20 protein-coding genes are annotated in these 22229 nt (G+C 67.7%); 16 read left to right on the top strand and 4 right to left on the bottom strand.

Translation table 11 applies throughout. The features are described from left to right. The first annotated feature begins 232 nt into the window (after positions 1–232). The 6 genes from dusB (at position 233) to G7007_RS14520 (ending at position 7671) form a co-directional block, all read left to right on the top strand. Positions 233–1246 (top strand): tRNA dihydrouridine synthase DusB, encoded by a 1014-nt coding sequence (dusB, locus tag G7007_RS14545; RefSeq protein WP_181102755.1) that lies wholly within the window; start codon positions 233–235, stop codon positions 1244–1246. After that, on the top strand, positions 1243–1563 hold the full coding sequence (gene fis / locus G7007_RS14540) for a DNA-binding transcriptional regulator Fis (protein ID WP_060395064.1): 321 nt from the start codon (positions 1243–1245) through the stop codon (positions 1561–1563). Before dusB ends, fis begins: the two co-directional genes overlap by 4 nt. An 80-nt stretch (positions 1564–1643) precedes the next feature. Beyond that, positions 1644–3251, top strand: a complete 1608-nt coding sequence (gene purH / locus G7007_RS14535; protein ID WP_181102754.1) for a bifunctional phosphoribosylaminoimidazolecarboxamide formyltransferase/IMP cyclohydrolase — start codon at positions 1644–1646, stop codon at positions 3249–3251. Between the two features lie 58 nt (positions 3252–3309). Beyond that, entirely contained in the window at positions 3310–3459 is a 150-nt protein-coding gene (locus G7007_RS14530; protein ID WP_181102752.1) for a hypothetical protein, read from the top strand. A 15-nt stretch (positions 3460–3474) separates the two neighbouring features. After that, positions 3475–4767 carry a phosphoribosylamine--glycine ligase gene (gene purD, locus G7007_RS14525; RefSeq protein ID WP_181102751.1) on the top strand — a complete coding sequence of 431 codons (1293 nt, stop codon included), beginning with the start codon at positions 3475–3477 and terminating at the stop codon, positions 4765–4767. A gap of 138 nt (positions 4768–4905) precedes the next feature. Further along, on the top strand, positions 4906–7671 hold the full coding sequence (locus tag G7007_RS14520) for a hybrid sensor histidine kinase/response regulator (RefSeq protein WP_181102750.1): 2766 nt from the start codon (positions 4906–4908) through the stop codon (positions 7669–7671). A 222-nt stretch (positions 7672–7893) separates the two neighbouring features. Here the strand turns inward: G7007_RS14520 and cobJ are convergent, their stop codons facing one another. The 4 genes from cobJ to cobG are packed head-to-tail and all read right to left on the bottom strand — an operon-like array spanning position 7894 to position 12275. After that, positions 7894–9606 (bottom strand): precorrin-3B C(17)-methyltransferase, encoded by a 1713-nt coding sequence (gene cobJ, locus G7007_RS14515; RefSeq protein WP_181102749.1) that lies wholly within the window; start codon positions 9604–9606, stop codon positions 7894–7896. Continuing rightward, complete coding sequence (locus G7007_RS14510) at positions 9594–10325, bottom strand: precorrin-2 C(20)-methyltransferase (protein WP_219859103.1); 732 nt, start codon at positions 10323–10325, stop codon at positions 9594–9596. Before G7007_RS14510 ends, cobJ begins: the two co-directional genes overlap by 13 nt. Next, positions 10325–10951 carry a precorrin-8X methylmutase gene (locus tag G7007_RS14505; RefSeq protein ID WP_181102747.1) on the bottom strand — a complete coding sequence of 209 codons (627 nt, stop codon included), beginning with the start codon at positions 10949–10951 and terminating at the stop codon, positions 10325–10327. Before G7007_RS14505 ends, G7007_RS14510 begins: the two co-directional genes overlap by 1 nt. Beyond that, a complete protein-coding gene (gene cobG, locus G7007_RS14500) occupies positions 10944–12275 on the bottom strand; it encodes a precorrin-3B synthase (RefSeq protein WP_375139499.1) in 1332 nt (443 codons plus the stop codon). The genes G7007_RS14505 and cobG overlap by 8 nt, the downstream gene beginning before the upstream one ends. A gap of 128 nt (positions 12276–12403) precedes the next feature. On the opposite strand from cobG, the gene cbiE reads away from it, so the two are divergent. The 10 genes from cbiE (at position 12404) to G7007_RS14450 (ending at position 22182) form a co-directional block, all read left to right on the top strand. After that, a complete protein-coding gene (gene cbiE / locus G7007_RS14495) occupies positions 12404–13615 on the top strand; it encodes a precorrin-6y C5,15-methyltransferase (decarboxylating) subunit CbiE (RefSeq protein WP_181102745.1) in 1212 nt (403 codons plus the stop codon). Continuing rightward, positions 13608–14702, top strand: a complete 1095-nt coding sequence (locus G7007_RS14490; protein ID WP_181102744.1) for a cobalt-precorrin-5B (C(1))-methyltransferase — start codon at positions 13608–13610, stop codon at positions 14700–14702. The genes cbiE and G7007_RS14490 overlap by 8 nt, the downstream gene beginning before the upstream one ends. Then, complete coding sequence (locus tag G7007_RS14485; protein WP_181102743.1) at positions 14699–15421, top strand: cobalt-precorrin-6A reductase; 723 nt, start codon at positions 14699–14701, stop codon at positions 15419–15421. Before G7007_RS14490 ends, G7007_RS14485 begins: the two co-directional genes overlap by 4 nt. A 387-nt stretch (positions 15422–15808) precedes the next feature. Next, positions 15809–16243 (top strand): NfeD family protein, encoded by a 435-nt coding sequence (locus tag G7007_RS14480; protein WP_181102741.1) that lies wholly within the window; start codon positions 15809–15811, stop codon positions 16241–16243. Between the two features lie 25 nt (positions 16244–16268). After that, positions 16269–17126, top strand: a complete 858-nt coding sequence (locus G7007_RS14475) for an SPFH domain-containing protein (RefSeq protein WP_181102738.1) — start codon at positions 16269–16271, stop codon at positions 17124–17126. A 106-nt stretch (positions 17127–17232) separates the two neighbouring features. Continuing rightward, positions 17233–17634, top strand: a complete 402-nt coding sequence (locus tag G7007_RS14470; RefSeq protein ID WP_181102736.1) for a DUF2946 family protein — start codon at positions 17233–17235, stop codon at positions 17632–17634. A gap of 46 nt (positions 17635–17680) precedes the next feature. Beyond that, on the top strand, positions 17681–18163 hold the full coding sequence (locus G7007_RS14465) for a copper chaperone PCu(A)C (RefSeq protein WP_181102735.1): 483 nt from the start codon (positions 17681–17683) through the stop codon (positions 18161–18163). A 20-nt stretch (positions 18164–18183) separates the two neighbouring features. After that, positions 18184–18630: a DUF2946 domain-containing protein gene (locus tag G7007_RS14460; RefSeq protein ID WP_181102784.1), complete on the top strand. Its 447-nt coding sequence runs from the start codon at positions 18184–18186 to the stop codon at positions 18628–18630. A gap of 65 nt (positions 18631–18695) precedes the next feature. After that, entirely contained in the window at positions 18696–20762 is a 2067-nt protein-coding gene (locus G7007_RS14455; RefSeq protein WP_181102733.1) for a TonB-dependent copper receptor, read from the top strand. A 55-nt stretch (positions 20763–20817) separates the two neighbouring features. Then, positions 20818–22182, top strand: a complete 1365-nt coding sequence (locus tag G7007_RS14450; RefSeq protein WP_181102731.1) for a PepSY-associated TM helix domain-containing protein — start codon at positions 20818–20820, stop codon at positions 22180–22182. Positions 22183–22229 lie beyond the last annotated feature (47 nt).

The raw sequence follows: 22229 nt of genomic DNA, 5'->3' as shown, positions 1-22229 counted from the left end.
TACAAGCTGCAAGTAAAAGCAGATCGCGGCGTTTTGCGAATCTGCTCTTGCTTGAAGCTTGAAGCTTGAAGCTTGAAGCTTGAAGCTTACCCCTTGCCACCCGAAGCACGTCACCCGCCCCGCCAATTGCTCAGATTTTATCCAATTCCATCTTTATCCAGTCATCGAGAGCGGGTATCATGCGATCCCTTTTTCGAACTCCCATGATCCGGCCCCACAACAGGGAACACCTATGTCGGCGGTACGCATCGGTCCTTACACCTTACGGAACAACCTGATCCTTGCGCCCATGGCCGGGGTCACGGACCAGCCTTTCCGTACGCTTTGCCAACGGCTGGGTGCTGGCATGGTGGTGTCGGAAATGGTGACCAGCGACCTGCGCCTGTGGAACAGCCGCAAGTCACGGTTGCGTCGCATCCACGAAGGCGATCCCGAGCCCCGCTCGGTCCAGATCGCCGGCGGCGACGCGCAGATGCTGGCGGCTGCCGCGCGGGCCAATGTCGAGTCGGGGGCGCAGATCATCGACATCAACATGGGCTGCCCGGCGAAAAAAGTCTGCAACAAGGCGGCAGGCTCTGCTTTATTGAGAGATGAAGCACTGGTCACCGAGATCCTGCACGCCGTGGTCGGCGCCGTGGACGTCCCGGTGACCCTGAAGATCCGCACCGGCTGGGACCGGGACAACAAGAACGGCCTGAACGTGGCGAAGATCGCCGAGCAGGCCGGTATCCAGGCCCTGGCGGTGCATGGCCGTACCCGTGCCGACCTGTACACCGGCGAAGCCGAGTACGACACCATCGCGCAGATCAAGCAGGCGGTGTCGATCCCGGTCTTCGCCAATGGCGACATCACCTCGCCGGCCAAGGCCCGCGCCGTGCTCGACGCGACCGGGGTCGACGGTTTGCTGATCGGTCGTGCGGCCCAGGGCCGGCCGTGGATCTTCCGCGAGATCGAGCACTACCTGCGCACCGGCGAGACGCTGCCGGTGCCGGGGCTGGACGAGGTGGAAAGCATCCTGCTGGGGCACCTGGCCGCGCTGCATGCCTTCTACGGGGATGTGATGGGCGTGCGCATCGCACGCAAGCATGTGAGCTGGTACCTGGCGACACAACCGGGCGGAAAGGAGTTTCGCCAGCGATTCAATGCCTTGGAAGAGACACAAGCGCAGTGCGCCAACGTTCGCGAATTTTTCGAGGAACGTCGACAGAGCCTTGAGACAACGGAAGGACCAGGGGTGGCCGCATGACGATGATGACCGAGACTTTAGTGAGTGGAACAACGCCCGTGAGCGACAACGTCAACCTCAAACAGCACCTCAACACGCCGAGCGAAGAGGGCCGGACCCTGCGCGGCAGTGTCGAGAAGGCGCTGCACAACTACTTCGCCCACCTCGAAGGTGCGACCGTCACGGACGTGTACAACCTGGTGCTCTCCGAAGTGGAGGCGCCGCTGCTCGAAAGCGTGATGAACTACGTCAAGGGCAATCAGACCAAGGCCAGCGAGATGCTCGGACTCAACCGGGGCACCTTGCGCAAGAAGCTCAAGCAGTACGACCTGCTGTAACCGAATCCCAACCAGAAAAGGCGACTCCCATTCGATGAGGTCGCCTTTTTTGCTGACTCCACCGCGTTATGGAATCCGAAATGACCGACCAGACTACCCGCCTGCCGATCCGCCGCGCCTTGATCAGCGTCTCCGACAAGACCGGTATCCTCGAATTCGCTCGTGAACTGCAACAGCTGGGCGTCGAGATCCTGTCCACCGGCGGCACCTACAAGCTGCTCAAGGACAATGGCGTCGACGCGGTGGAAGTGGCCGATTACACCGGCTTCGCCGAAATGATGGACGGCCGGGTCAAGACCCTGCACCCGAAGATCCACGGTGGCATCCTCGGCCGCCGCGGCACCGACGATGCCATCATGGCCGAGCATGGCATCCAGCCGATCGACCTGGTGGCCGTCAACCTCTACCCGTTCGAAGCGACCATCGCCAAGCCAGGCTGTGACCTGCCGACGGCGGTCGAGAACATCGACATCGGCGGCCCGACCATGGTCCGCTCGGCGGCCAAGAACCACAAGGACGTGGCCATCGTGGTCAACGCCAGCGACTACGCCAGCGTGATCGACGGTCTCAAGGCCGGTGGCCTGACCTACGCCCAGCGCTTCGACCTGATGCTCAAGGCGTTCGAGCACACCGCGGCCTACGACGGCATGATCGCCAACTACATGGGTACCCTCGACCAGTCCCGCGAGACCTTGTCCACCGACGCGCGCAGCGAGTTCCCGCGCACCTTCAACAGCCAGTTCGTCAAGGCGCAGGAAATGCGCTACGGCGAGAACCCGCACCAGAGCGCAGCGTTCTACGTCGAGGCCAAGAAAGGCGAAGCCAGCATCTCCACCGCCGTGCAGCTGCAAGGCAAGGAACTGTCGTTCAACAACGTGGCCGACACCGACGCCGCGCTGGAATGCGTGAAGAGCTTCACCAAGCCGGCCTGCGTGATCGTCAAGCACGCCAACCCCTGCGGCGTGGCCGTTGCCCTGGACGCCGAAGGCGGTATTCGCCAGGCCTACGAGCTGGCCTACGCCACCGACAGCGAGTCGGCGTTCGGCGGCATCATCGCCTTCAACCGTGAACTCGATGGCGCCACCGCCCAGGCCATCGTCGAGCGCCAGTTCGTCGAAGTGATCATCGCCCCGAGCATCTCCCAGGCCGCCCGCGACGTGGTCGCCACCAAGCAGAACGTGCGCCTGCTCGAGTGCGGCCAGTGGCCGGCCGAGCGTACCGCCGGCTGGGACTTCAAGCGGGTCAACGGCGGCCTGCTGGTGCAGAGCCGCGACAATGGCATGATCACTGCCGACGACCTGAAGATCGTCACTCGCCGCGCCCCGACCGAGCAGGAAATCCACGACCTGGTGTTCGCCTGGAAAGTCGCCAAGTTCGTCAAGTCCAACGCCATCGTCTACGCCAAGAACCGCCAGACCATCGGCGTCGGCGCTGGCCAGATGAGCCGCGTCAACTCCGCCCGCATCGCCGCCATCAAGGCCGAGCACGCCGGACTGCAGGTGCAAGGAGCGGTCATGGCCTCGGACGCCTTCTTCCCGTTCCGCGACGGCATCGACAACGCCGCCAAGGCCGGCATCAGCGCCGTGATCCAGCCAGGCGGCTCGATGCGTGACGCCGAAGTGATCGCCGCTGCCGACGAGGCCGGCATTGCCATGGTGTTCACCGGCATGCGCCACTTCCGCCACTGACTTAACGCAATCGGCCGCACTGAAGCAGGCATCTGCTGCGTTGGGGCCGGTTCCGCTGATGCTCATTGCCATCAACTTACTGCCGATCCCAGGCAAGCGGCGACCCTGTGGGAGCGGGCTTGCTCGCGAATACGAAGGTGCATTCACCGCCGCATTCGCGGGCAAGCCTGCTCCCACACCGTTCGTCGCCCGCCTGCGGATCATCTGATTTCGAGGGTTTGACATGAAAGTTTTGATCATCGGCAATGGCGGTCGCGAACACGCCCTGGCGTGGAAAGTCGCGCAAGACCCCCGCGTCGAGAAGGTCTTCATCGCCCCAGGTAACGCTGGCACCGCCACCGAAGCCAAGTGCGAGAACGTCGACATCGCCGTCACGGCGCTCGACCAGCTCGCCGACTTCGCCGAGCAGAACGTCGAGCTGACCATCGTCGGCCCCGAGGCGCCACTGGTGGCCGGTGTGGTCGACCTGTTCCGCAGCCGTGGCCTGGACTGCTTCGGCCCGACCAAGGGCGCGGCGCAGCTGGAAGGCTCCAAGGCCTTCACCAAAGACTTCCTGGCCCGTCACGCGATCCCAACCGCCGACTACCAGAACTTCACCGAGATCGAGCCGGCGCTGGCCTACCTGCGCGAGAAAGGCGCGCCGATCGTGATCAAGGCCGATGGCCTGGCCGCAGGCAAGGGCGTCATCGTCGCCATGACCCTGGACGAAGCCGAAGCCGCCGTGCGTGACATGCTGGCAGGCAATGCCTTCGGCGATGCCGGTTCGCGGGTGGTGATCGAGGAGTTCCTCGACGGCGAGGAAGCCAGCTTCATCGTCATGGTCGATGGCCACAACGTGCTGCCGATGGCCACCAGCCAAGACCACAAGCGCGTCGGCGACGGCGACAGCGGCCCGAACACCGGCGGAATGGGTGCCTACTCGCCCGCGCCCGTGGTGACCGCCGAGGTGCACCAGCGCGTCATGGACCAGGTGATCTGGCCGACGGTGCGTGGCATGGCCGAAGAAGGCAACGTCTACACGGGCTTCCTCTATGCAGGCCTGATGATCGACAAGGCCGGCAACCCCAAGGTGATCGAATTCAACTGCCGCTTCGGCGACCCTGAGACCCAGCCGGTCATGCTGCGCCTGGAGTCGAGCCTGGTGCTGCTGATCGAAGCGGCGTTCGCCAAGGCGCTGGACAAGGTCGAAGCCCAGTGGGACCCACGGCCGAGCCTGGGTGTGGTCCTGGCCGCCGGCGGTTACCCCGGCGACTATGCCAAGGGTACGCCGATCAGCGGCCTGGACGCTGCGGCTGCGCTCGACGGCAAGGTCTTCCACGCCGGCACGACGCTCAAGAACGGCCAGGTCGTCACCAGTGGCGGTCGCGTACTGTGCGCCACGGCGCTGGGCGACACGGTCGAGGCAGCCCAGCAGCAGGCCTACCGCCTGGCTGAGCAGATCCGTTGGGACGGCGGCTTCTACCGCAGTGACATCGGTTACCGTGCCATCGCCCGCGAGCGTGGCGAGCAGCACTGACCGTCTGCGAGCCGGTCAGCGCCAGCGGCGTCGCGCGCTGGCCTCGGTTCGTCGCAAGGCCCACCCCGGGCCTTGCCTTCAGCTTGGTATGCCACGCATAGTGGCGGCCCTGGCACCCAGCAAAGAAGGGAACTCGTCGTGCGTCGGCTTCGGATTGCCATTGTCCTGATCTTCAGTGCGCTGACCTTGCTCTGCCTGCCGCCGGCCACCGCCAACCAAGGCGACGGCTGGGCCATGCTGCTCGACGAGCAGGCCAACCTGCAGTTGAGCGACGTGCGTTCCGACCGCTACCGGCACCAGTTCAGCCCCTTGCGCCTGAACGAACTGGATGCCGCGTTGCCCGATCAGGCCCTGTGGCTGCATTATCGACTCGAACCCGGGCAGCAGGAACGCCTGCTGCGCATCTTCGCCCCCGACCTTTCACGCCTGGACCTGTACGCACTCGACGGTCAGACCCTCGTGCGCCAGTTGCACCACGGGCGCGACACAGCGGGCGGCAGCCCAACCCTGCGCAGCAGCGATCACGTGCTGGCACTGCCCAATGCAGACCGCTCCCTGGACATCTACCTGCGGCTGGTCTCCGAACACCAGCTGCGTCCGGCGATCAGCCTGGAGACCGCCGCGGTCGCCGCGGCCCACCAGTTCCAACCGCTGTTGTTCGGCATGCTGTTCGGTGGGCTGGTGATGCTGATCCTGCACAACCTCATCCGCTTCTTCCATTCGCGTTCCAGTACCTGTCTGGTGCTGGCGCTCTACCACGGGCTGATGCTGCTCAGCGCGCTGATCCTGCTGAACCTCAGCGGCCCCTGGTGGCACCTCTGGCACACGGCACAGACCCCGGCCGCCTACCTGACGCTGGTGCTGGCGGGCATGGCAGCACTGTATTTCACCCAGCATTTCTTCGCCCCGTGCCAGTCGGCGCGACTGAACCGGCTGCTGCAGGTCGAGATCCTGGTCGCGGGTATCAGCGGGCTGGTCCTGCTGTTCGTCGATACCCTGCCGCTGAACCTGATGACCTATGCCCTGCTCGCGCTCGGCAACCTGAGCACACTGGCGGTGGCGATCTACCATGGCCATCGCGGCTACGCCCCGGCTCGCCTGTTCATCGACGCCATGCTGGTATTCACCCTGGGCGGGCTGGTCCTGCTGCCGGCCCTGCTGGCATTCACCCGCACGCCCATGCCCTGGTTGCTGTGCATCCTGATGGGCATGACGGTGATCAGCGGCGTGCTGTTCAACATGGCAGTGGGCGAGCGCCTGCGCACGATCAGCCTGGCGCGCATCAGCGCCAGCCGAGCCCTTGCCGCGAGCGATGCCGAAATCAATGCCAAGGCCGAGTTCCTGTCCAAGATCAGCCACGAGATCCGCACGCCGATGAACGGGGTGCTGGGCATGACCGAGCTGTTGCTGGGCACGCCGCTGTCGGTCAAGCAACGCGACTACGTGCAGACCATCCACAGCGCCGGCAACGAACTGCTGACGCTGATCAACGAGATTCTCGACATTTCCAAGCTTGAATCGCAGCAGATCGAACTCGACGACGTCCAGTTCGACCTCAACGCGCTGATCGAGGACTGCCTGGACATCTTCCGTGCCAAGGCCGAGCAGCATGACATCGAGCTGATCAGTTTCATGCACCCCTCGGTGCCCAAGGTGGTGAGCGGCGACCCGACGCGCCTGCGCCAGGCCTTGTCGAGCCTGCTGGACAATGCCGTGAAGAACACCGAACAGGGCGAGATCCTGTTGGCAGTGGGGCTCGAGCAGCGTGGCGAGTCACCACGGCTGCGCATCGCCGTGCAGGACAACGGCGCACCGATGCCCGAAGCCGAGCGCGAGGCCCTGCTGCAGTCCGAGCTGCACAGCCGGCACTTCCTGTCCGATCACGAACTGGGCGGGCACCTGGGGCTGGTCATCGCCAAACAGCTGGTCGGTCTGATGCAGGGCGAGTTCAACATCAAGAGCACCAGCGGGCTGGGCAACACGCTGTGGCTGACCTTGCCGCTCGATCCGGCGCGCCTGCAACAGACGCCGACCGATCTGGACGAATCGCTGCGCGATGCACGGGTCCTGGTGGTCGACGACAACGAAACCTGCCGCAAGGTGCTGGTCCAGCAATGCAGCGCCTGGGGCATGAACGTCAGTGCGGTCGCCTCGGGCAAGGAAGCCCTGGCATTGCTGCGGACCAAGGCACACCTGCGTGACTACTTCGACGTGGTGCTGCTGGACCAGAACATGCCCGGCATGACCGGGATGAACCTGGCGGCCCGTATCAAGGAAGACCCGAGCCTGAACCATGACATCCTGGTGATCATGCTCACCGGCATCAGCAACGCACCGAGCCGGGTGGTCGCGCGCAACGCCGGTATCAAGCGCATCCTGGCCAAGCCGGTGGCCGGCTACACGCTCAAGACCACCTTGGCCGAAGAGCTGGCCCAGCGTGGCCGGGAGGCCGCCCTGCCGCTTGCCGCCGAGGGCGCGTCGTCGCTGGAATTGCCCAGCGATTTCCACATCCTGGTGGCCGAAGACAACAGCATCTCCACCAAGGTGATCCGCGGCATGCTCGGCAAGCTCAACCTGCAGCCCGATACCGCCAGCAATGGCGAAGAGGCGCTGCAAGCCATGCAACGCACCTGCTACGACTTGGTATTGATGGATTGCGAGATGCCCGTGCTCGACGGCTTCTCGGCCACTGAACGCCTGCGCGCTTGGGAAGCCGAGCAGCAGCGTCCGCGCACCCCGATCGTGGCCCTGACCGCGCACATCCTGTCCGAGCACAAAGAGCGCGCGCTGCAGGCCGGCATGGATGGCCACATGGCCAAGCCGGTGGAGCTGTCGCAGTTGCGCGAGCTGGTGCAGCACTGGGTCAGGCAGCGAGCCTACCGCGTGGGAAAGCGGGAGTCGTAAGACGCGGGCCGGGTGCCCGGGCGCCCTGCGGGCTCATCGCGGGCAAGCCCGCTCCCACAGGACCGGTTCACAAGCAACTAACCGCTGGGATGCAGGCTTGAAATGCAGCGCCCTGTGGGAGCTGGCTTGCCAGCGATGGGGCCAGACCAGCCGCTGCCTACCTCATAGGCCAGCCCCTCTCCCACAACCCCCATCAACAACCGATGTCACACCGCCCGACACTCACGGTTTGCTGCCATACCAGCGTGGCGTATACACCCACACCCCACTCTCGGCGCGTGGGAACGTGCAGGTCGTCGACGACCCCACCAGCACCATGGTGCGCATGTCCACCATCTCCGGCACCAGGTCGCCCAGGGTCACCACTCGCAGGGCCTGGGCCGGGCGGCCGACGTCGCGACCGAGCACGACCGGTGTGGCCGGGTCGCGGTGACGGCGCACCACGTCCAGGGCCTTGCCCAGCTGCCACGGGCGCGCGCGGGAAATGGGGTTGTAGAACGCCAGGGCCAGGTCGGCCTGGGCTGCGAGGTCCAGCCGGGTCTCGATGATCGACCAGGGCTTGAGGTTGTCGGACAATGACATCACGCAGAAATCGTGCCCCAGGGGCGCACCCGACAAGGCGGCGGTGGCCAACGAGGCGGACACGCCTGGCAGCACCTCCAGCTCGACCCTGGCCCAGGCCGGGTCGCTCGACTCATGCAAGGCCTCCATCACCGCCGCCGCCATGGCGAACACACCCGGATCGCCCGACGACACCACCACCACCGAGCGACCTTGCGCCGCCAGTTCGAAGGCATGCCGAGCGCGCTGCATCTCTTCACGGTTGTCGGTGCAATGCAGCACCTGGTCCGCGCGGAACGGGCCAGCCATGCGCACGTAGGTCTCGTAGCCCAGCACATCGTTGGCGCGGGCCAGCTCGGCCTTGACCGCGGGCACCATCAGGTCGGCCGCGCCCGGCCCGAGGCCGATCACCGCCAGACGCCCGCGGGCACGCCCTACCGTCTCAGGCATCACCGGCTGCGCGGCCACGGCCAGCGCGACCCCAGCGACCTCGGTCGTGACGAGACGTGCGTCCGGCATGGCCTGGGCCAGCAGCGCTTCGGCACCCGTGTCGCCGGCCACGAAACGCAACGGCACGCCCAACGCACGCGCAGCCTCGTGCAGGCTCGGCTCGGCCATGTGCTGCTCACAGGTCACCAGGCAGGCTACGGCCGGCTCGGCCAACGCGGCCTGGGCCAGCGCCTGGCGAACATCCGCAGCCAGCGTCGGCCCAGGGCCTTCGAGCGCGACCACCACCTGACGCGCATGGATCAACAATTCGTCGCGGTTCGCCGGGCGTGCCTCGCAGCCGACATACAGAGTACGCCGTGCCTGCGCGTCGGTCGGCAGCCGTGCAGGCGCCAACCAGGGAGCCTGCCCTTCGATGCGCAGCGCTTCGCCCCCGAGCAGGTCGGAGACGAAACGCTTGCCCTGTTCGAGATCGGCCAGCACATAGCCGCTCGGCGGGTTGAGCAGGCAGGTGCCGAAACGCAGCTCACCGCTGGTGGTGATCGCTGCCGGCACCGCCAGCGCCGCGCCGATCTCGCGGGCCATGACGTTCACCCCGCCCAACCCACCGAGCAACGGCACCACCGCGCTGCCGTCCTCGGCCACCGCCAGCACCGGCGGCTCGTGGTCCTTGTCGCTCAACAGGCTGGCCAGCGCACGGATCACGATACCGGCCGCGCACAAGGCGATGATCGGCGTGTCCTGTCGATACAGGGTCCGCAGTGTCTCGCCAAACGCCGTGTAGCCAAGGTCGGCCTGCTCCACGCGTCCGGTCAGGCCGTGCACCTGGGACTGTGGATACAGCGTCTGGATCTGTCGCGCCGTGGCCAGGCCGCCCTGACCCAGCACGACGATGGCTGGCGCGGTGCGCGTGGTTAGCCCTGCCATTTTTCCCCCGGCACGATGATCAGCGAGAAGTAGGGCGAAGACTGCGGATCGACCGCGTCGAGCGGCACGATCTTCTGGTTGCCCATGGTCGCGCGCTCGACGTACAGCGCGCGCCCGTCCAGGCCCAGCTCGACCAGCACCTGGCGGACCTTGACGAAGTTGCGGCCCAGTTTCATGACCACGGCCGCGTCGGCATCGGCCAGGCGGCGCTTGAGTTCGTCATGAGGCAGCACGCCTGACAGCACCGACAGGCTCTGGTTACGGTAGACCAAGGGCGCGCCGAGCACCGAGGCGCCGCCGAGCATGGAGCACACGCCCGGAATCACCTGGGTCTCGTACTGCTGCGCCAGCCGGTCGTGCACGTACATGTACGAGCCATAGAAGAACGGGTCGCCCTCGCAGATCACCGCGACGTCGCGTCCGGCGTCCAGGTGCGCGGCGACCTGTCGGCTGGCGTCGTCGTAGAAGTCGCTGATCACCTGCTCGTAGGACAAGGGCGCCGGCAGTGCCTCGGTGGTCACCGGGTACACCAGCGGCAGCAAGGTCTGCTCGGCCTGCAGGTGCGCCTCGATGATGCCGAAGGCATTGCCGCGCTTGCCCTTGGCGACGAAGTACGCCACCACGGCGACCTCGCCCAGCAGGCGCTGCGCCTTGACCGTGATCAGTTCAGGATCGCCAGGCCCGACGCCCAGTCCGAACAACCGTCCGCGCACGCCCATCACTCCACCTCCGTGGCCAGCGCGTTGACCGCTGCGGCGGCCATGGCACTGCCGCCCAGGCGCCCTTGCATGATGACGAACGGCACGCCCCGGCTGTCGGCCGCCAGCATGGCCTTGGATTCCGCCGCGCCGACGAACCCGACCGGGAAGCCCAGGATCAAGGCCGGTTTCGGCGCGCCGGCATCGAGCATCTCCAACAGGTAGAACAGCGCGGTCGGGGCATTGCCGATCACCACCACGCTGCCTTCCAGGTGCGGGCGCCACAACTCCAGCGCCACGGCCGAACGGGTGTTGCCCGCGGCCTTGGCCAGGCCCGGCACGCTGGGGTCGCGCAGGGTGCAGATCACCGGATTGCTGGCTGGCAGGCGAGCGCGGGTGATGCCTTCGGCCACCATGTGCGCGTCGCAGAGGATCGGCGCGCCCTTGGCCAGGGCATCACGCCCGGCTTGACCTGCGCCTGGCGAAAATTGCAGCCCGTCGATGGCGTCGACCATGCCGCAGGCGTGGATCACCCGGACCGCGAGTTTTTCCAGGTCGGCCGGAATCCGGTCGAGGCGCGCCTCCTCACGGATGATGCGGAAGGAATTGCGATAGATCTCCTGACCGTCGCGAATGTAGTCAATCATCGGGGTGCTCCGTCGGCAGGTCGAGCATGGCGCCTGCTCCGTTCAAGGTGAGGTCGCGTGCGCGCAGGGCACCGAAGCCCGGCAGGCGTGCATCGCGCAGGTACAAGTCATAGCGGCCCGGGGCGCGGGCCAGCAGGGTGGCAGGGGCGATATGGGCCGCTGCGCAGGAGCGGACACAACCGCTGAGGTGCACGCGGCCCGGCGCGCCCGTGGGCAACAGGTCTGCCAGAATCGTGGCATCGCCCTTGGTGTCGGCCAGCCCTTTGGCGCAGCCCACCGATCCAGTGCAGGCGATCAACTGCGCCAACGGCTGGTCGGGCCCGGTCAACAGACCGAGCTGGCGCGCCTGCGCCTGCGCATCGATCAGCGACGCAGACTCGGCATTGGGCACGACCAGGCTTTGCCAAGGAGTCACGCGCAGACTGCCATCGCCATGAAGACGCGCCAGGTGCGCCGCGCCGCGCAGCATGTCCGGGTTCAGCCGCCCCAGTGGGGGCGCCAGGCCCAGGGCTTGCCCGTGGCGCTGGGGCAACACCCCGAGCCAGCACGGCGCCTGGACCGGCCGCCGCCACGCGCGCACGGCCTGGTCGCCGCGCACGGGCAACCCGAGCCCTGCGACGAAGTGCGCGGCAGGGCAGGTTTCGAGCAACTGGCGCATACGCGTCTGTTCGGGGCTGGCCAGGTCGAGGAATCGCGCCAGTACCACCCGTACCAGGTCCAGACCCTCGCTCAAGGGCACCGCGCCCAGCGGCGCATCGGTCGCCGGGCAGCCGGCCAGACCGAAAGCCAGCCAGGGCTGCCCGTCGAGTTCGAGGCCCGACAACCACAGGTCATGGGGGTGTTCGAGCATCGCCAGGGCTTCGCCGGCATCCAGCTGCACGGCGAACTTGGCCGACAGCTGGTGAAAATGCGGCGTGCCCTCCAGCAGGGCCAGGATCTGCTCGGCCAGGGGCCGTGCGTCGAACAGCGCGGCCGGGTCCAGCCCCGCCAGCGGGCTGAGCATGAGGTTGCGCACATCGTCACCGCCAGCCTCACGTGGGCCCAGTCCGGCGGCCAGCACGTGCTCGACCAGGCCCTGATGGTCGGCACCGACCCCGCGAACCTGCAGGTTGCCGCGGTTGGTCGCCTCGATCACGCCTCCGGCGAACCGTTGGGCCGCGTCGGCCACCACCTCGGCCTGCGCGGCCGACAGCACGCCGCCGGGCAGCTTGATGCGGCAGATGCCGCCGTCGCGTGCGCCGACGATACGCCACAACCCCGGGCAGGCCGAGGGACGGGGTGAGGCGACGGGAGGCAGGACCGGCTTCAAGAGGGCATCCGACAATCGTGAAAGTGCGCTGGTGGGTAGAAAGGCGCGGTATTATGCCTGCTTTGTCCATCGGCATGAAAAGCCAGTGGTCGAAGAGGCGAATGAATCGGGGCACGCGCCCTTCTGGTGGACGAGGTACTGCAATGACGCCCTGGCTGACGGTGGTGGGGATCGGAGAAGACGGCTTCAGTGGTCTGGGCAAACAGGCACGGCGCGCGCTGTTGGCGGCGTCGCGCGTAGTGGGCGGCCCGCGCCAGCTGGCCTTGCTGCCCCGCCGCGTGACCGCCGAACGGCTGGAGTGGCCGCGCCCCTTCTCCCTGGCGCCGGTCCTGGCCTGTCGCGGCGAGCCGGTCTGCGTGCTGGCCAGCGGCGATCCGATGTTCTATGGCGTCGGCGCCAGCCTGGCGCGCGAGGTCCAGACCGACGAGATGCAGGTCATCGCCATGCCGTCCTCGTGCAGCCTGGCGGCGGCCCGGCTGGGCTGGCCCTTGCAGGAGGTGCAGGTGCTGTCGCTGGTCGCACGTCCCCTGGCCGCGCTCAATGCCCAGCTGTACAGCGGCGTGCGCCTGCTGGTGCTGAGCAACGACGGCCAGACGCCGGCCCAGGTCGCCGCGCTGTTGCGCGAACGCGGGTTCGGTCCGAGCCGGCTGCACGTGTTCGAGCACCTGGGCGGTGCCGACGAACGCCGGGTGAGCGACACCGCCGAAGCGTGGTCCCATGCCCAAGTCGCGGCGCTCAACCTGATGGCCATCGAGTGCGTGGCCGCCCTCTCGGCGTGCCCCCTGTCACCGGTGGTGGGCCTGCCGGACAGCGCCTTTCGTCACGATGGCCAGTTGACCAAGCGCGACGTGCGCGCCGTCACCCTGGCCCGTCTGGCGCCGCGTCCCGGCGAACTGCTGTGGGACGTGGGTGCCGGCTGCGGCTCGATCGGCATCGAGTGGATGCGTGCCCATCCCAGTTGCCGAGCCATCGCCGTCGAGGCCGATGGAGGCCGTCAGGCGCACATCGAACACAACCGCGATGCGCTGGGCGTGCCTGGGCTGCAGCTGGTGCGCGGCCATGCACCTGGCGCGCTGGAAGGCCTGCCGCGTCCGGACGCCGTGTTCATCGGTGGCGGTGTGACGGTCGACGGCCTGCTGGCGCAGTGCTGGGCGCAGTTGAAGCCTGGGGGACGCCTGGTCGCCAATGCCGTCACGCTGCAAAGCGAACTGACCCTGGCCCAGTGGCGTGCCGCCCACGGCGGCGAACTGACCCGTCTGCACGTGGCGCATGCCCAGCCACTGGGCAGCTTCGACACCTGGCGCCAGGCGCTGCCGATCACCCTGCTCGACCTGGTCAAGCCCCTCGATGCGTGAAGAAACCCGCGAACAGGCCGCGCCGCTGCGCAGCGGCCTGACCACCGGCAGCTGCGCCACGGCCACCGCCCTGGCAGCGGCGCGCCTGCTGCTGACCGGTGAGTGCGACGACGCGGTACGCATCACCCTGCCCAAGGGCCGCGAGGTGCAGATGCGCCTGGAGTTCTGTCGTCTCACACCCCTGGGCGCCGAAGCCGGCACCCTCAAGGATGCTGGCGACGACCCGGACGTCACCCATGGTGCGCTGCTGTACAGCGAAGTGCGGCTGAGCGCCGAACCAGGCGTGCGCTTCTTCGCCGGTGTCGGGGTCGGCACGGTGACCCGCCCCGGCCTGGTGCTGGCGGTGGGCGAGCCGGCGATCAACCCGGTGCCACGGCGCATGATCGGCGAACACCTGCAACGCCTGGCCGAGGCCTGCGGCCATGCCGGCGGCTTCGAGGTCATCGTCAACGTGCGCGATGGCGACGTGCTGGCGCTCAAGACCATGAACCCGCGCCTGGGGATCCTGGGCGGGCTGTCGATCCTTGGCACCAGCGGCGTCGTCCGGCCGTTCTCCTGTGCGGCCTACATCGCCTCGATCCACCAGGGCATCGACGTTGCCCACACCAATGGCCATACCCACCTGGCCGCCTGCACCGGCAATGCCAGCGAGGACACCATGCGCCGGGTCTATGGCCTGCCCGAGATCGCCTTGATCGAGATGGGCGATTTCGTCGGCGCGGTGCTCAAGCACGTGCGCAAGGTGCCGGTGGCACGCCTGAGCCTGTGCGGTGGCTTCGGCAAGATCAGCAAGCTCGCCGCCGGGCACATGGACCTGCACAGCCGCCACTCGAGCATCGACCTGCCGCAACTGGCCGGGTGGGCGGCGCAGCTGGGCGCCGATGCCGCGCTGCAGGCCGAGATCGTCGGCGCCAATACCAGCCAGCAGGCCCTGGCACTGGCGCGAGCGGCCGGCCTCGAGCTGGGCGATGCGGTCTGCGCCCACGCCTTGGCGTTCGCCCGCAGCGTGGTGCCGTCCACCGTCCAGGTGGAGGTGTTCGCCATCGACCGGCAAGGCGGCATCGTCGGCCAGGCGGGGGTGGCATGACGCCGCGCCTGCTGCTGCTCGGTGGCGTCACCGAGGCCCTGGCCCTGGCCCGCCGCCTGGGGCCCGAGCATATCTACAGCCTGGCCGGGGTCGGCCGGGTGCCCGAGGATCTGCCGTGCCAGGTGCGCGTGGGCGGCTATGGGGGGGCCGAGGGGCTGGCCGCCTACCTGCGCGAGGCGCGTATCGACCTGCTGATCGACGCCACGCATCCCTACGCCGCGCAGATCAGTGGCAACGCAGCACGCGCGGCGGCGGCCGTCGGCATCCCCTGCTGGGCGTTGCGCCGCCCGGCCTGGCGGGCACGGCCCGAGGACGATTGGCGCGAGGTGGCCGACTGGCCTGCGCTGATCGACGCGCTGGCGCCGTTCCGGCGACCGCTGTTTACCCTGGGCCGCGAGCCGCTGCGCCACCTGGACGAGATTCCGGCGCACCAGTTCTGGACCCTGCGCGCGCTGGAAACCTGCCCCGGCAATGCACGCTGCGAGGTGATCGGCGCCCGTGGGCCGTTTCGCTTGGAAGACGAGCGGGCCCTGTTTGCGCGGGGGCGGTTCGACGTGCTGGTGAGCAAGAACAGCGGCAGCGGCGCCACCGAGCCGAAGCTCGAGGTAGCGCGCGAGCGCGGGGTACCGGTGCTGGTGCTGGCTCGGCCCTGCCTGCCGGCAGTGGACCGGGCGTTCTTCGACGTCGAGGCGTTGGCCGAGGCGCTGGGCATCGCCTAGGGCGGCGCCTGGGCTGACGTCATCGCGGGCAAGCCCGCTCCCACAAGCTGCTTGCGCAGCCATGCCTACATTGATGGCTGCAGAGGTCTGGGTGGGAGCTGGCTTGCCAGCGATAGGGCCTGCTCACCCACCTCAGCGCTGACAGGCCAGCGCTCGACCTGTCGGCCATGGGGCAGGGTTGCCACCGCTATCGCGGGCCCGCTCCTGCCCGTAGGCGCATCGATGTGCTCGCAGACGGGCGCCCCCAGACTGTCCATCTGCTGGCGCCTGCATCGACGACCGGGCTCAAAGCAGGGAAATCTCCTACCCGGTTTTCGTCCCCTTCTCGTGGCCGGCCTTCCACCCTGTGCCGTACACTTCGCCCCCTCTCTTCAAGGAACCCACCCCATGGACATGCACTGGTGGATCTGGCTGGTGTTCGGCTTCGCGCTGATCCTGCTGGAGCTGGCCCTCCCGACCTTCTTCATCCTCTGGTTCGGCATCGGCGCCGTGCTGGTCGCCCTGATCGCGCTGGCCATGCCGACGCTGCAGCTGCCGGTGCAGATCCTGCTGTGGGTGCTGTTCTCGAGCCTCACCACCGCGCTGTGGTTCTGGCTGTTCCGCAAGGCCCCGGACGTGCGCTGGACCGCCGACAGCGCGCTGGGGGAGATAGGCCTGCTGACCGTGCCCGTCTCCCCCTTCCAGAAAGGCCGGGTCCGCTTCCAGAAACCCATCCTCGGCAATGAAGAGTGGGTCTGCGTGGCCGATACCGATATTTCCGCCGGAGCGCGCGTGCGCCTGACTGCCATCGAAGGCAACACCGCCCGCATCACCCAGGTCTGATCACCGTTACAAGGAGTTCACCCCCATGACCAGCCTCATCGTCGTCTGCACCCTCGCCCTCTTCGTGCTCGTGTCCGTGTTCAAGGGGGTGCGCATCGTGCCCCAGGGCGAGGAATGGATCGTCGAGCGCCTCGGCCGCTACCACAGTACCCTCAAGCCCGGCCTGAACATCGTCATCCCCTACATGGACGTGGTCGCCTACCGGCTGCCGACCAAGGACATCATCCTCGACGTCGAGCAGCAGGAAATCATCACCCGCGACAACGCGGTCATCGTCGCCAACGCCCTGTGCTTTGCCAAGGTGGTCGACCCGCAGAAAGCCTCCTACGGCGTGCAGGACTTCGCCTTCGCCGTGACCAGCCTGACCATGACCTCGCTGCGTGCCATCGTCGGTGCCATGGACCTCGATGAAGCGCTGTCGAGCCGCGAGCAGATCAAGGCGCGCCTGCGCGACGCCATGTCCGAACAGACCGAGGACTGGGGCGTCACGGTACGTTCGGTGGAGATCCAGGACATCAAGCCCTCGCCGAACATGCAGCTCGCCATGGAGCGCCAGGCCGCTGCCGAGCGTGAGCGAAAGGCCGACGTCACCCGCGCCGAAGGGGCCAAGCAGGCCGCGATCCTCGAGGCCGAGGCGCGCCTGCAATCGGCGCGGCTGGACGCCGAAGCGCAGATCAACCTCGCCGAGGCCTCGGCGCGCGCCATCACGCTGGTGCGCGAAGCGATCGGCAGCGAGACCACGCCGGCCATGTACTTGCTCGGCGAGCGCTACATCGGTGCCATGGAGCACCTGGCCGGCAGCGACAATGCCAAGGTCGTGGTGCTGCCGGCCGACCTGCAGGAAACCGTTCGTGGCCTGCTGGGCCGTGGCAAGGCGGCGTAAGACACACGCCCTTCACAGGCCCGGGGTGCGGCACGTCATCGCACCCCCGACGCTTTTGCGTATACTCGGCGTTACAATCTGCCCTGATTCCTGACCGGATCTCTCCATGCCCCCACGTCGGCACATCGCCTGGATAGCCTGCTTCGCAGTGCTGTTCAACCTGCTGGCCATGCCACTGTCCTCCGCCGCGTCTCGACATGCGGCGCAACAGCTGGTGTGGGGGGCGTTCTGTTCCAGCCTGTCGGGCACGGCCAAGGCCGACCGTCAGGTGTTGGCCATGCTCGACAAGGCTGCGATCGACCTGACGTTGCACGACTCGGGCAAGGCCGAACTGCATCACAGTTGCTGCCTGGGCGGGGCGCCCTTGCTCAGCCTGCCCAGTCATGCGCCGCAACTGCGCCACCCACCGCTGCGCTGGCTGGCCCATACCACGCCGTCACTCGGCGAACGCCCCACGCCTCGCCAGTTGTGGCCAGCGCTCAACCCTCGTGCCTCTCCCACGGTGTGAGCCTGCTGTGACACCCGTCATGTGCCTCACTCACTGGAGACCTTTCATGCTCAAGCACGCCCTGCTCCTGGCCGCCCTGCTGCTGCCCGGTGCCTTCGCCAACGCCCACGAATACACCCAGGGCGACCTGCACATCGCTCACCCCTGGTCGCTGCAGCTGCCGCCCAATGCGCCCAGCGTGGCGGCCTACTTCGTCGTGCACAACAACGCCACGACGGACGACCGCCTGCTCGGCGTGGACAGCCCGATCACCGATGACGCGCAGTTGCATGCGCATGTCCAGACCGGCGATGGCCTGATGCGCATGCAACCGGTGCCGAGCGTCGCGGTGCCGGCCGGCCAGGACCTGACCTTCGCGCCGGGTGCCTACCACGTCATGCTCATGCAGCCGAAGGACCGTGCCATGCTGAGCGACGGCCAGCGTTTCCCATTGACCCTGCACTTCGAAAAGGCCGGTGACGTCACCGTCCAGGTGCTGGTGCAGCGCGAGCCACCCAAGGCCGCCACGGGGCAGCCGCACATCCACTGACCATCCCTGACCCCTGCATGATGCGCCTGCCCCTCGGTCGACCCGCTCGACGCCGCGCCGATCACCACCGCGTGAACGGCAGCTGGCTGAGCCTGTTCGCCATGTGGATGATCTTCATCGGCCCGCTGATCGCTCAGTCGATGCCGATGAATCACCACGCCGGCATGGCCATGGGCGCAGGTATGGAAGGGCCTGCGCACGCTGCCCAGGCAGCCGACCCGCAGGCCCATGGCGCCATGCACCACGGGCGCCAGCACGACCCTCAGCTGCACGTGATCTGGGAGCAGTGCGGCTACTGCAGTCTGCTGTTCAACTGCCCCGCCCTGCCCGGCACCCTGAGCTCGCTGGGCAATCACAGCCTGCCACCTGCCATCGCCTCGGCCCTGCCGCCGTTGCCTGGCCATGCCACCGCCACCGTCTTCCCAGGCGCCAGAAGCCGCGCGCCACCCGTCTTGATCGACGTCTGAACCTTCGACCTGCGCCTACGCCTGTGGCGTGCGCGCCCGTTTCCGACTGATCGACTGGAATCCTCATGACCGGTTGCACGTACCTCTCTGCGCGACCATTGCGCACACCGCTGACGCTGCTCTGCAGCTCGCTGCTCGCCCCCTTCGCCCTGGCGGCAGGCCCGGACCCCGTTCCGGCCCTGCGCGGCAGCGACGAACTCAGCCCCACCGTCATCACCGCCGTCGCGCCCAGCTCGCCCCTGACCGTGGTCACCGACCCTCGCGAACCCCGCCAGCCCGTCCCGGCCAGCGACGGTGCCGACTACCTCAAGACCATTCCGGGGTTCTCGGCCATCCGCTCCGGCGGCACCAATGGCGACCCAGTGCTGCGCGGCCTGTTCGGTTCGCGCCTGAACATCCTCACCAATGGCGGCCTCATGCTTGGCGCCTGCCCCAACCGCATGGACGCACCGACCTCGTACATCTCGCCGCAGACCTATGACCGGCTGACGGTCATCAAAGGCCCGCAGAGCGTCATCTGGGGCCCTGGCGGCTCGGCGGGCACGGTGCTGTTCGAGCGCGACCCCGAGCGCTTCGGCGAACTGGGCAGCCGGGTCGACGCCAGCCTGCTGGTCGGCTCCAACGGCCGCTTCGACAGGCGCCTCGACGCAGCCGCAGGCCACCAGCAGGCCTACGCGCGCTTCGTCGGCAACCAGTCACGCGCCGGCGACTACGCCGATGGCCAAGGCGACGACGTACCGTCCCGTTGGGACAAATGGAACGGCGACGTGACCCTGGGCTGGACCCCGGACGCCGACACCCTGCTGGAGCTGACCGCAGGCCGGGGCGACGGCGAAGCCCGCTATGCCGGGCGCGGCATGGACGGCTCGCAGTTCAAGCGCGAAAGCCTGGGCCTGCGCTTCGAACGCTCCAACCTGGGCGAGGTGCTCGATTCGATCGAGGCGCAGGTCTGGTACAACTACGCCGACCACGTCATGGACAACTACAGCCTGCGGCGCCCGTCGGGCAGCGGCATGATGGGCCGGCCGATGGTCAGCAACGTCGACCGCCGCTCCCTGGGCGCACGGCTCAAGGCCACCTGGCGCTGGGACGACCTGCAGCTGATCGGTGGGCTCGATGCCCAGCGCAACGAACACCGCAAACGGGGCGGGATGGGCGTGGATGCCCACCGTGGCCAGGCCTGGACCCAGGACGCCGACTTCCACAACTATGGCGCTTTCGCCGAGCTGACCTGGCACGCCACCGACACCGATCGCCTGGTCAGCGGCGCCCGCCTGGATCGGGCCAGCGCCCGCGACTTCCGCCAGGCGGACGCCAGCGGCACCCGCGAACGTGCCGAGACCTTGCCCAGTGGGTTCGTGCGCCTGGAACACGACCTTGCCGCACTGCCCGCCACCGCCTATATCGGCCTGGGCCATGCCCAGCGCTTCCCCGACTACTGGGAGCTGTTCTCGCCAGGCGTCGGCCCGGTAGGTTCGCGGGACGCCTTCGAGGGTATCGCGCCGGAGAAGACCACCCAGCTCGACCTAGGCGTGAGCTACAAGGACGAGCGCCTGGAAGCCTGGGCGTCGGCCTACGCCGGACAGATCCGCGACTACATCCTGTTCGATTACCGGTCCGGGATGACCGGCGCGGCCCGCTCGCGCGCCAGCAACGTCGATGCGCGGGTGATGGGCGGCGAACTGGGCGCGGCCTACAGGCTGTTCGATCACTGGAAGGCTGACGCGACCCTGGCCTACGCCTGGGGCAAGAACAGCAGCGACGGGCGTGCCCTGCCGCAGATGCCGCCGCTGGAAAGCCGGCTCGGCCTGACCTATGCACGCGAGGCCTGGAGCGCCGGCGCCCTGCTGCGCCTGGTGGCGCCGCAGCGACGCATCGCCGAAGGCCAGGGCAACGTGGTGGGCAAGGACTACCGCGACAGTGCCGGGTTCGGCGTGTTTTCGCTCAACGGGGCCTACCGGGTGAACAAGCAGGTCAAGCTCAGCGCAGGGGTCGACAACCTGTTCGACAAGACCTACGCCGAGCACCTGAACTTGGCGGGCAATGCCGGGTTCGGATATCCGGCCAGTGACCCGACGCCCGTCAACGAGCCGGGCCGCACGTTGTGGACCCAGGTCGACCTGAGTTTCTGAACCCGTGGGCGCGGTCCTGTCACCGCGCCCCGTTTGATGCAGATGGGAGCGCTCCATGAGCGAGTCACGCGTTTCATTCTACAACCTGGCCTGGCGCTGGCATTTCTATGCCGGTCTGTTCGTCGCGCCGTTCATGATCCTGCTGGCAATCACCGGCCTGATCTACCTGTTCAAGCCACAGCTGGACCCGCTGCTCTACCGGGACCTGATGGTGGTCGAGACCGGCCATCATCGGCAAAGCGCCGATGCCCTGCTGGCGTCGGTGCAGCACACCTACCCCCAGGGCCACGTGGCGCAGTACCTGCCCCCGTTGAACCCGCAACGCAGTGCGCAATTCGTGGTGCACGATGCCGGCCGTGAGCTGAACGTGTTCGTCGACCCCTACCAGGGCACGGTGCTGGGCGCGCAGGACAGCAAGTACAATCTGCAGGCCATCGCCCGCGGCCTGCATGCCGAGCTGATGATCGGCACGACGGGCGATCGCCTGATCGAGTTGGCGGCCGGCTGGGGCACCGTGCTGGTGGTGTCCGGCCTCTACCTGTGGTGGCCACGCGGTCGGCGCACCGGTGGCGTGCTGTGGCCTCGTGCTGCCGCGCGAGGACGGGTGCTGTGGCGCGACCTGCACGCCGTCAGCGGCTTCTGGGGCGCGGGCTTCCTGTTGCTCCTGCTGCTCAGCGGCATGACCTGGACCGGCTTCTGGGGCAAGCAGTACGCGGACCTGTGGAATCGCTTTCCAGCGGCCATGTGGAACGCCATGCCCACCTCGGATCAGCAGGCTCGCGACCTGAACAGCGCCCACCGGCAGACTGTGCCCTGGGCCATGGAAAACACCCCGATGCCGCAGTCCGGCGCGCACGCCGAGCATGCCGGCCATCACGGCATGTCCAGCGGCCCTGCCGCACCGCAGGTCAGCCTGCAACACGTCCAGGATATCGCCACGGCGCGCGAGGTCGAGCCGGGCTACAGCATCACGCTGCCCACCACCGCCGAAGGCGTGTTCACCATTGCGGTGTTCGCCGACGACCCGCGCCACGACGCCACGCTCCACGTCGACCAGTACACCGGCAAGGTGCTGGCCGACGTGCGCTGGCGCGATTATGGGCTGGCGGCCCGTGCCACAGAAATGGGGGTGATGCTGCACCAGGGCAAGCTGTACGGCCCGCTGCACCAGGCGGTGGTGTGCCTGATCTGCCTGATGGTGCTGCTGGGGTCGGTCAGTGGTCTGGTGATGTGGTGGAAACGGCGGCCGGCCGGAGGCCTGGGGGTACCACCCCTGCGCCATGACCTGCCGCGCTGGAAGGTGGCCACCGGGGTAATGCTGGTGCTGGGCGTGGCCTTCCCGCTGGTGGGGGTGTCGATGCTGGCGATGTGGCTGGTGGACAAGCTGCTGGTACGCCGTCGGGTGCTGGCCAGCGCCTGAGTCGTCGGCGTCGCGGGCCTGCCAGGCCTCGACCCCGGTCGAGGCAA

Origin of the sequence: Pseudomonas entomophila, from assembly GCF_013523125.1 — a bacterium.
Taxonomy (GTDB): domain Bacteria; phylum Pseudomonadota; class Gammaproteobacteria; order Pseudomonadales; family Pseudomonadaceae; genus Aquipseudomonas; species Aquipseudomonas entomophila_B.
The sequence above is the reverse complement of the archived record's forward strand: the minus strand, read 5'-3'. Positions and strand labels throughout refer to the sequence as shown.

Bases quoted from the DNA above. Each gene is read 5' to 3' on its own strand.
- G7007_RS14490 (WP_181102744.1), top strand. From the start codon at position 13,608: ATGCGTGAAGAAACCCGCGAACAGGCCGCGCCGCTGCGCAGCGGCCTG.
- G7007_RS14465 (WP_181102735.1), top strand. From the start codon at position 17,681: ATGCTCAAGCACGCCCTGCTCCTGGCCGCCCTGCTGCTGCCCGGTGCC.
- G7007_RS14450 (WP_181102731.1), top strand. From the start codon at position 20,818: ATGAGCGAGTCACGCGTTTCATTCTACAACCTGGCCTGGCGCTGGCAT.
- G7007_RS14455 (WP_181102733.1), top strand. From the start codon at position 18,696: ATGACCGGTTGCACGTACCTCTCTGCGCGACCATTGCGCACACCGCTG.
- dusB (WP_181102755.1), top strand. From the start codon at position 233: ATGTCGGCGGTACGCATCGGTCCTTACACCTTACGGAACAACCTGATC.
- purH (WP_181102754.1), top strand. From the start codon at position 1,644: ATGACCGACCAGACTACCCGCCTGCCGATCCGCCGCGCCTTGATCAGC.
- cbiE (WP_181102745.1), top strand. From the start codon at position 12,404: ATGACGCCCTGGCTGACGGTGGTGGGGATCGGAGAAGACGGCTTCAGT.
- G7007_RS14485 (WP_181102743.1), top strand. From the start codon at position 14,699: ATGACGCCGCGCCTGCTGCTGCTCGGTGGCGTCACCGAGGCCCTGGCC.
- G7007_RS14510 (WP_219859103.1), bottom strand. From the start codon at position 10,325: ATGGGCGTGCGCGGACGGTTGTTCGGACTGGGCGTCGGGCCTGGCGAT.
- G7007_RS14460 (WP_181102784.1), top strand. From the start codon at position 18,184: ATGCGCCTGCCCCTCGGTCGACCCGCTCGACGCCGCGCCGATCACCAC.
- purD (WP_181102751.1), top strand. From the start codon at position 3,475: ATGAAAGTTTTGATCATCGGCAATGGCGGTCGCGAACACGCCCTGGCG.
- G7007_RS14480 (WP_181102741.1), top strand. From the start codon at position 15,809: ATGGACATGCACTGGTGGATCTGGCTGGTGTTCGGCTTCGCGCTGATC.
- G7007_RS14475 (WP_181102738.1), top strand. From the start codon at position 16,269: ATGACCAGCCTCATCGTCGTCTGCACCCTCGCCCTCTTCGTGCTCGTG.
- cobJ (WP_181102749.1), bottom strand. From the start codon at position 9,606: ATGGCAGGGCTAACCACGCGCACCGCGCCAGCCATCGTCGTGCTGGGT.
- G7007_RS14505 (WP_181102747.1), bottom strand. From the start codon at position 10,951: ATGATTGACTACATTCGCGACGGTCAGGAGATCTATCGCAATTCCTTC.
- fis (WP_060395064.1), top strand. From the start codon at position 1,243: ATGACGATGATGACCGAGACTTTAGTGAGTGGAACAACGCCCGTGAGC.
- G7007_RS14530 (WP_181102752.1), top strand. From the start codon at position 3,310: ATGCTCATTGCCATCAACTTACTGCCGATCCCAGGCAAGCGGCGACCC.
- G7007_RS14470 (WP_181102736.1), top strand. From the start codon at position 17,233: ATGCCCCCACGTCGGCACATCGCCTGGATAGCCTGCTTCGCAGTGCTG.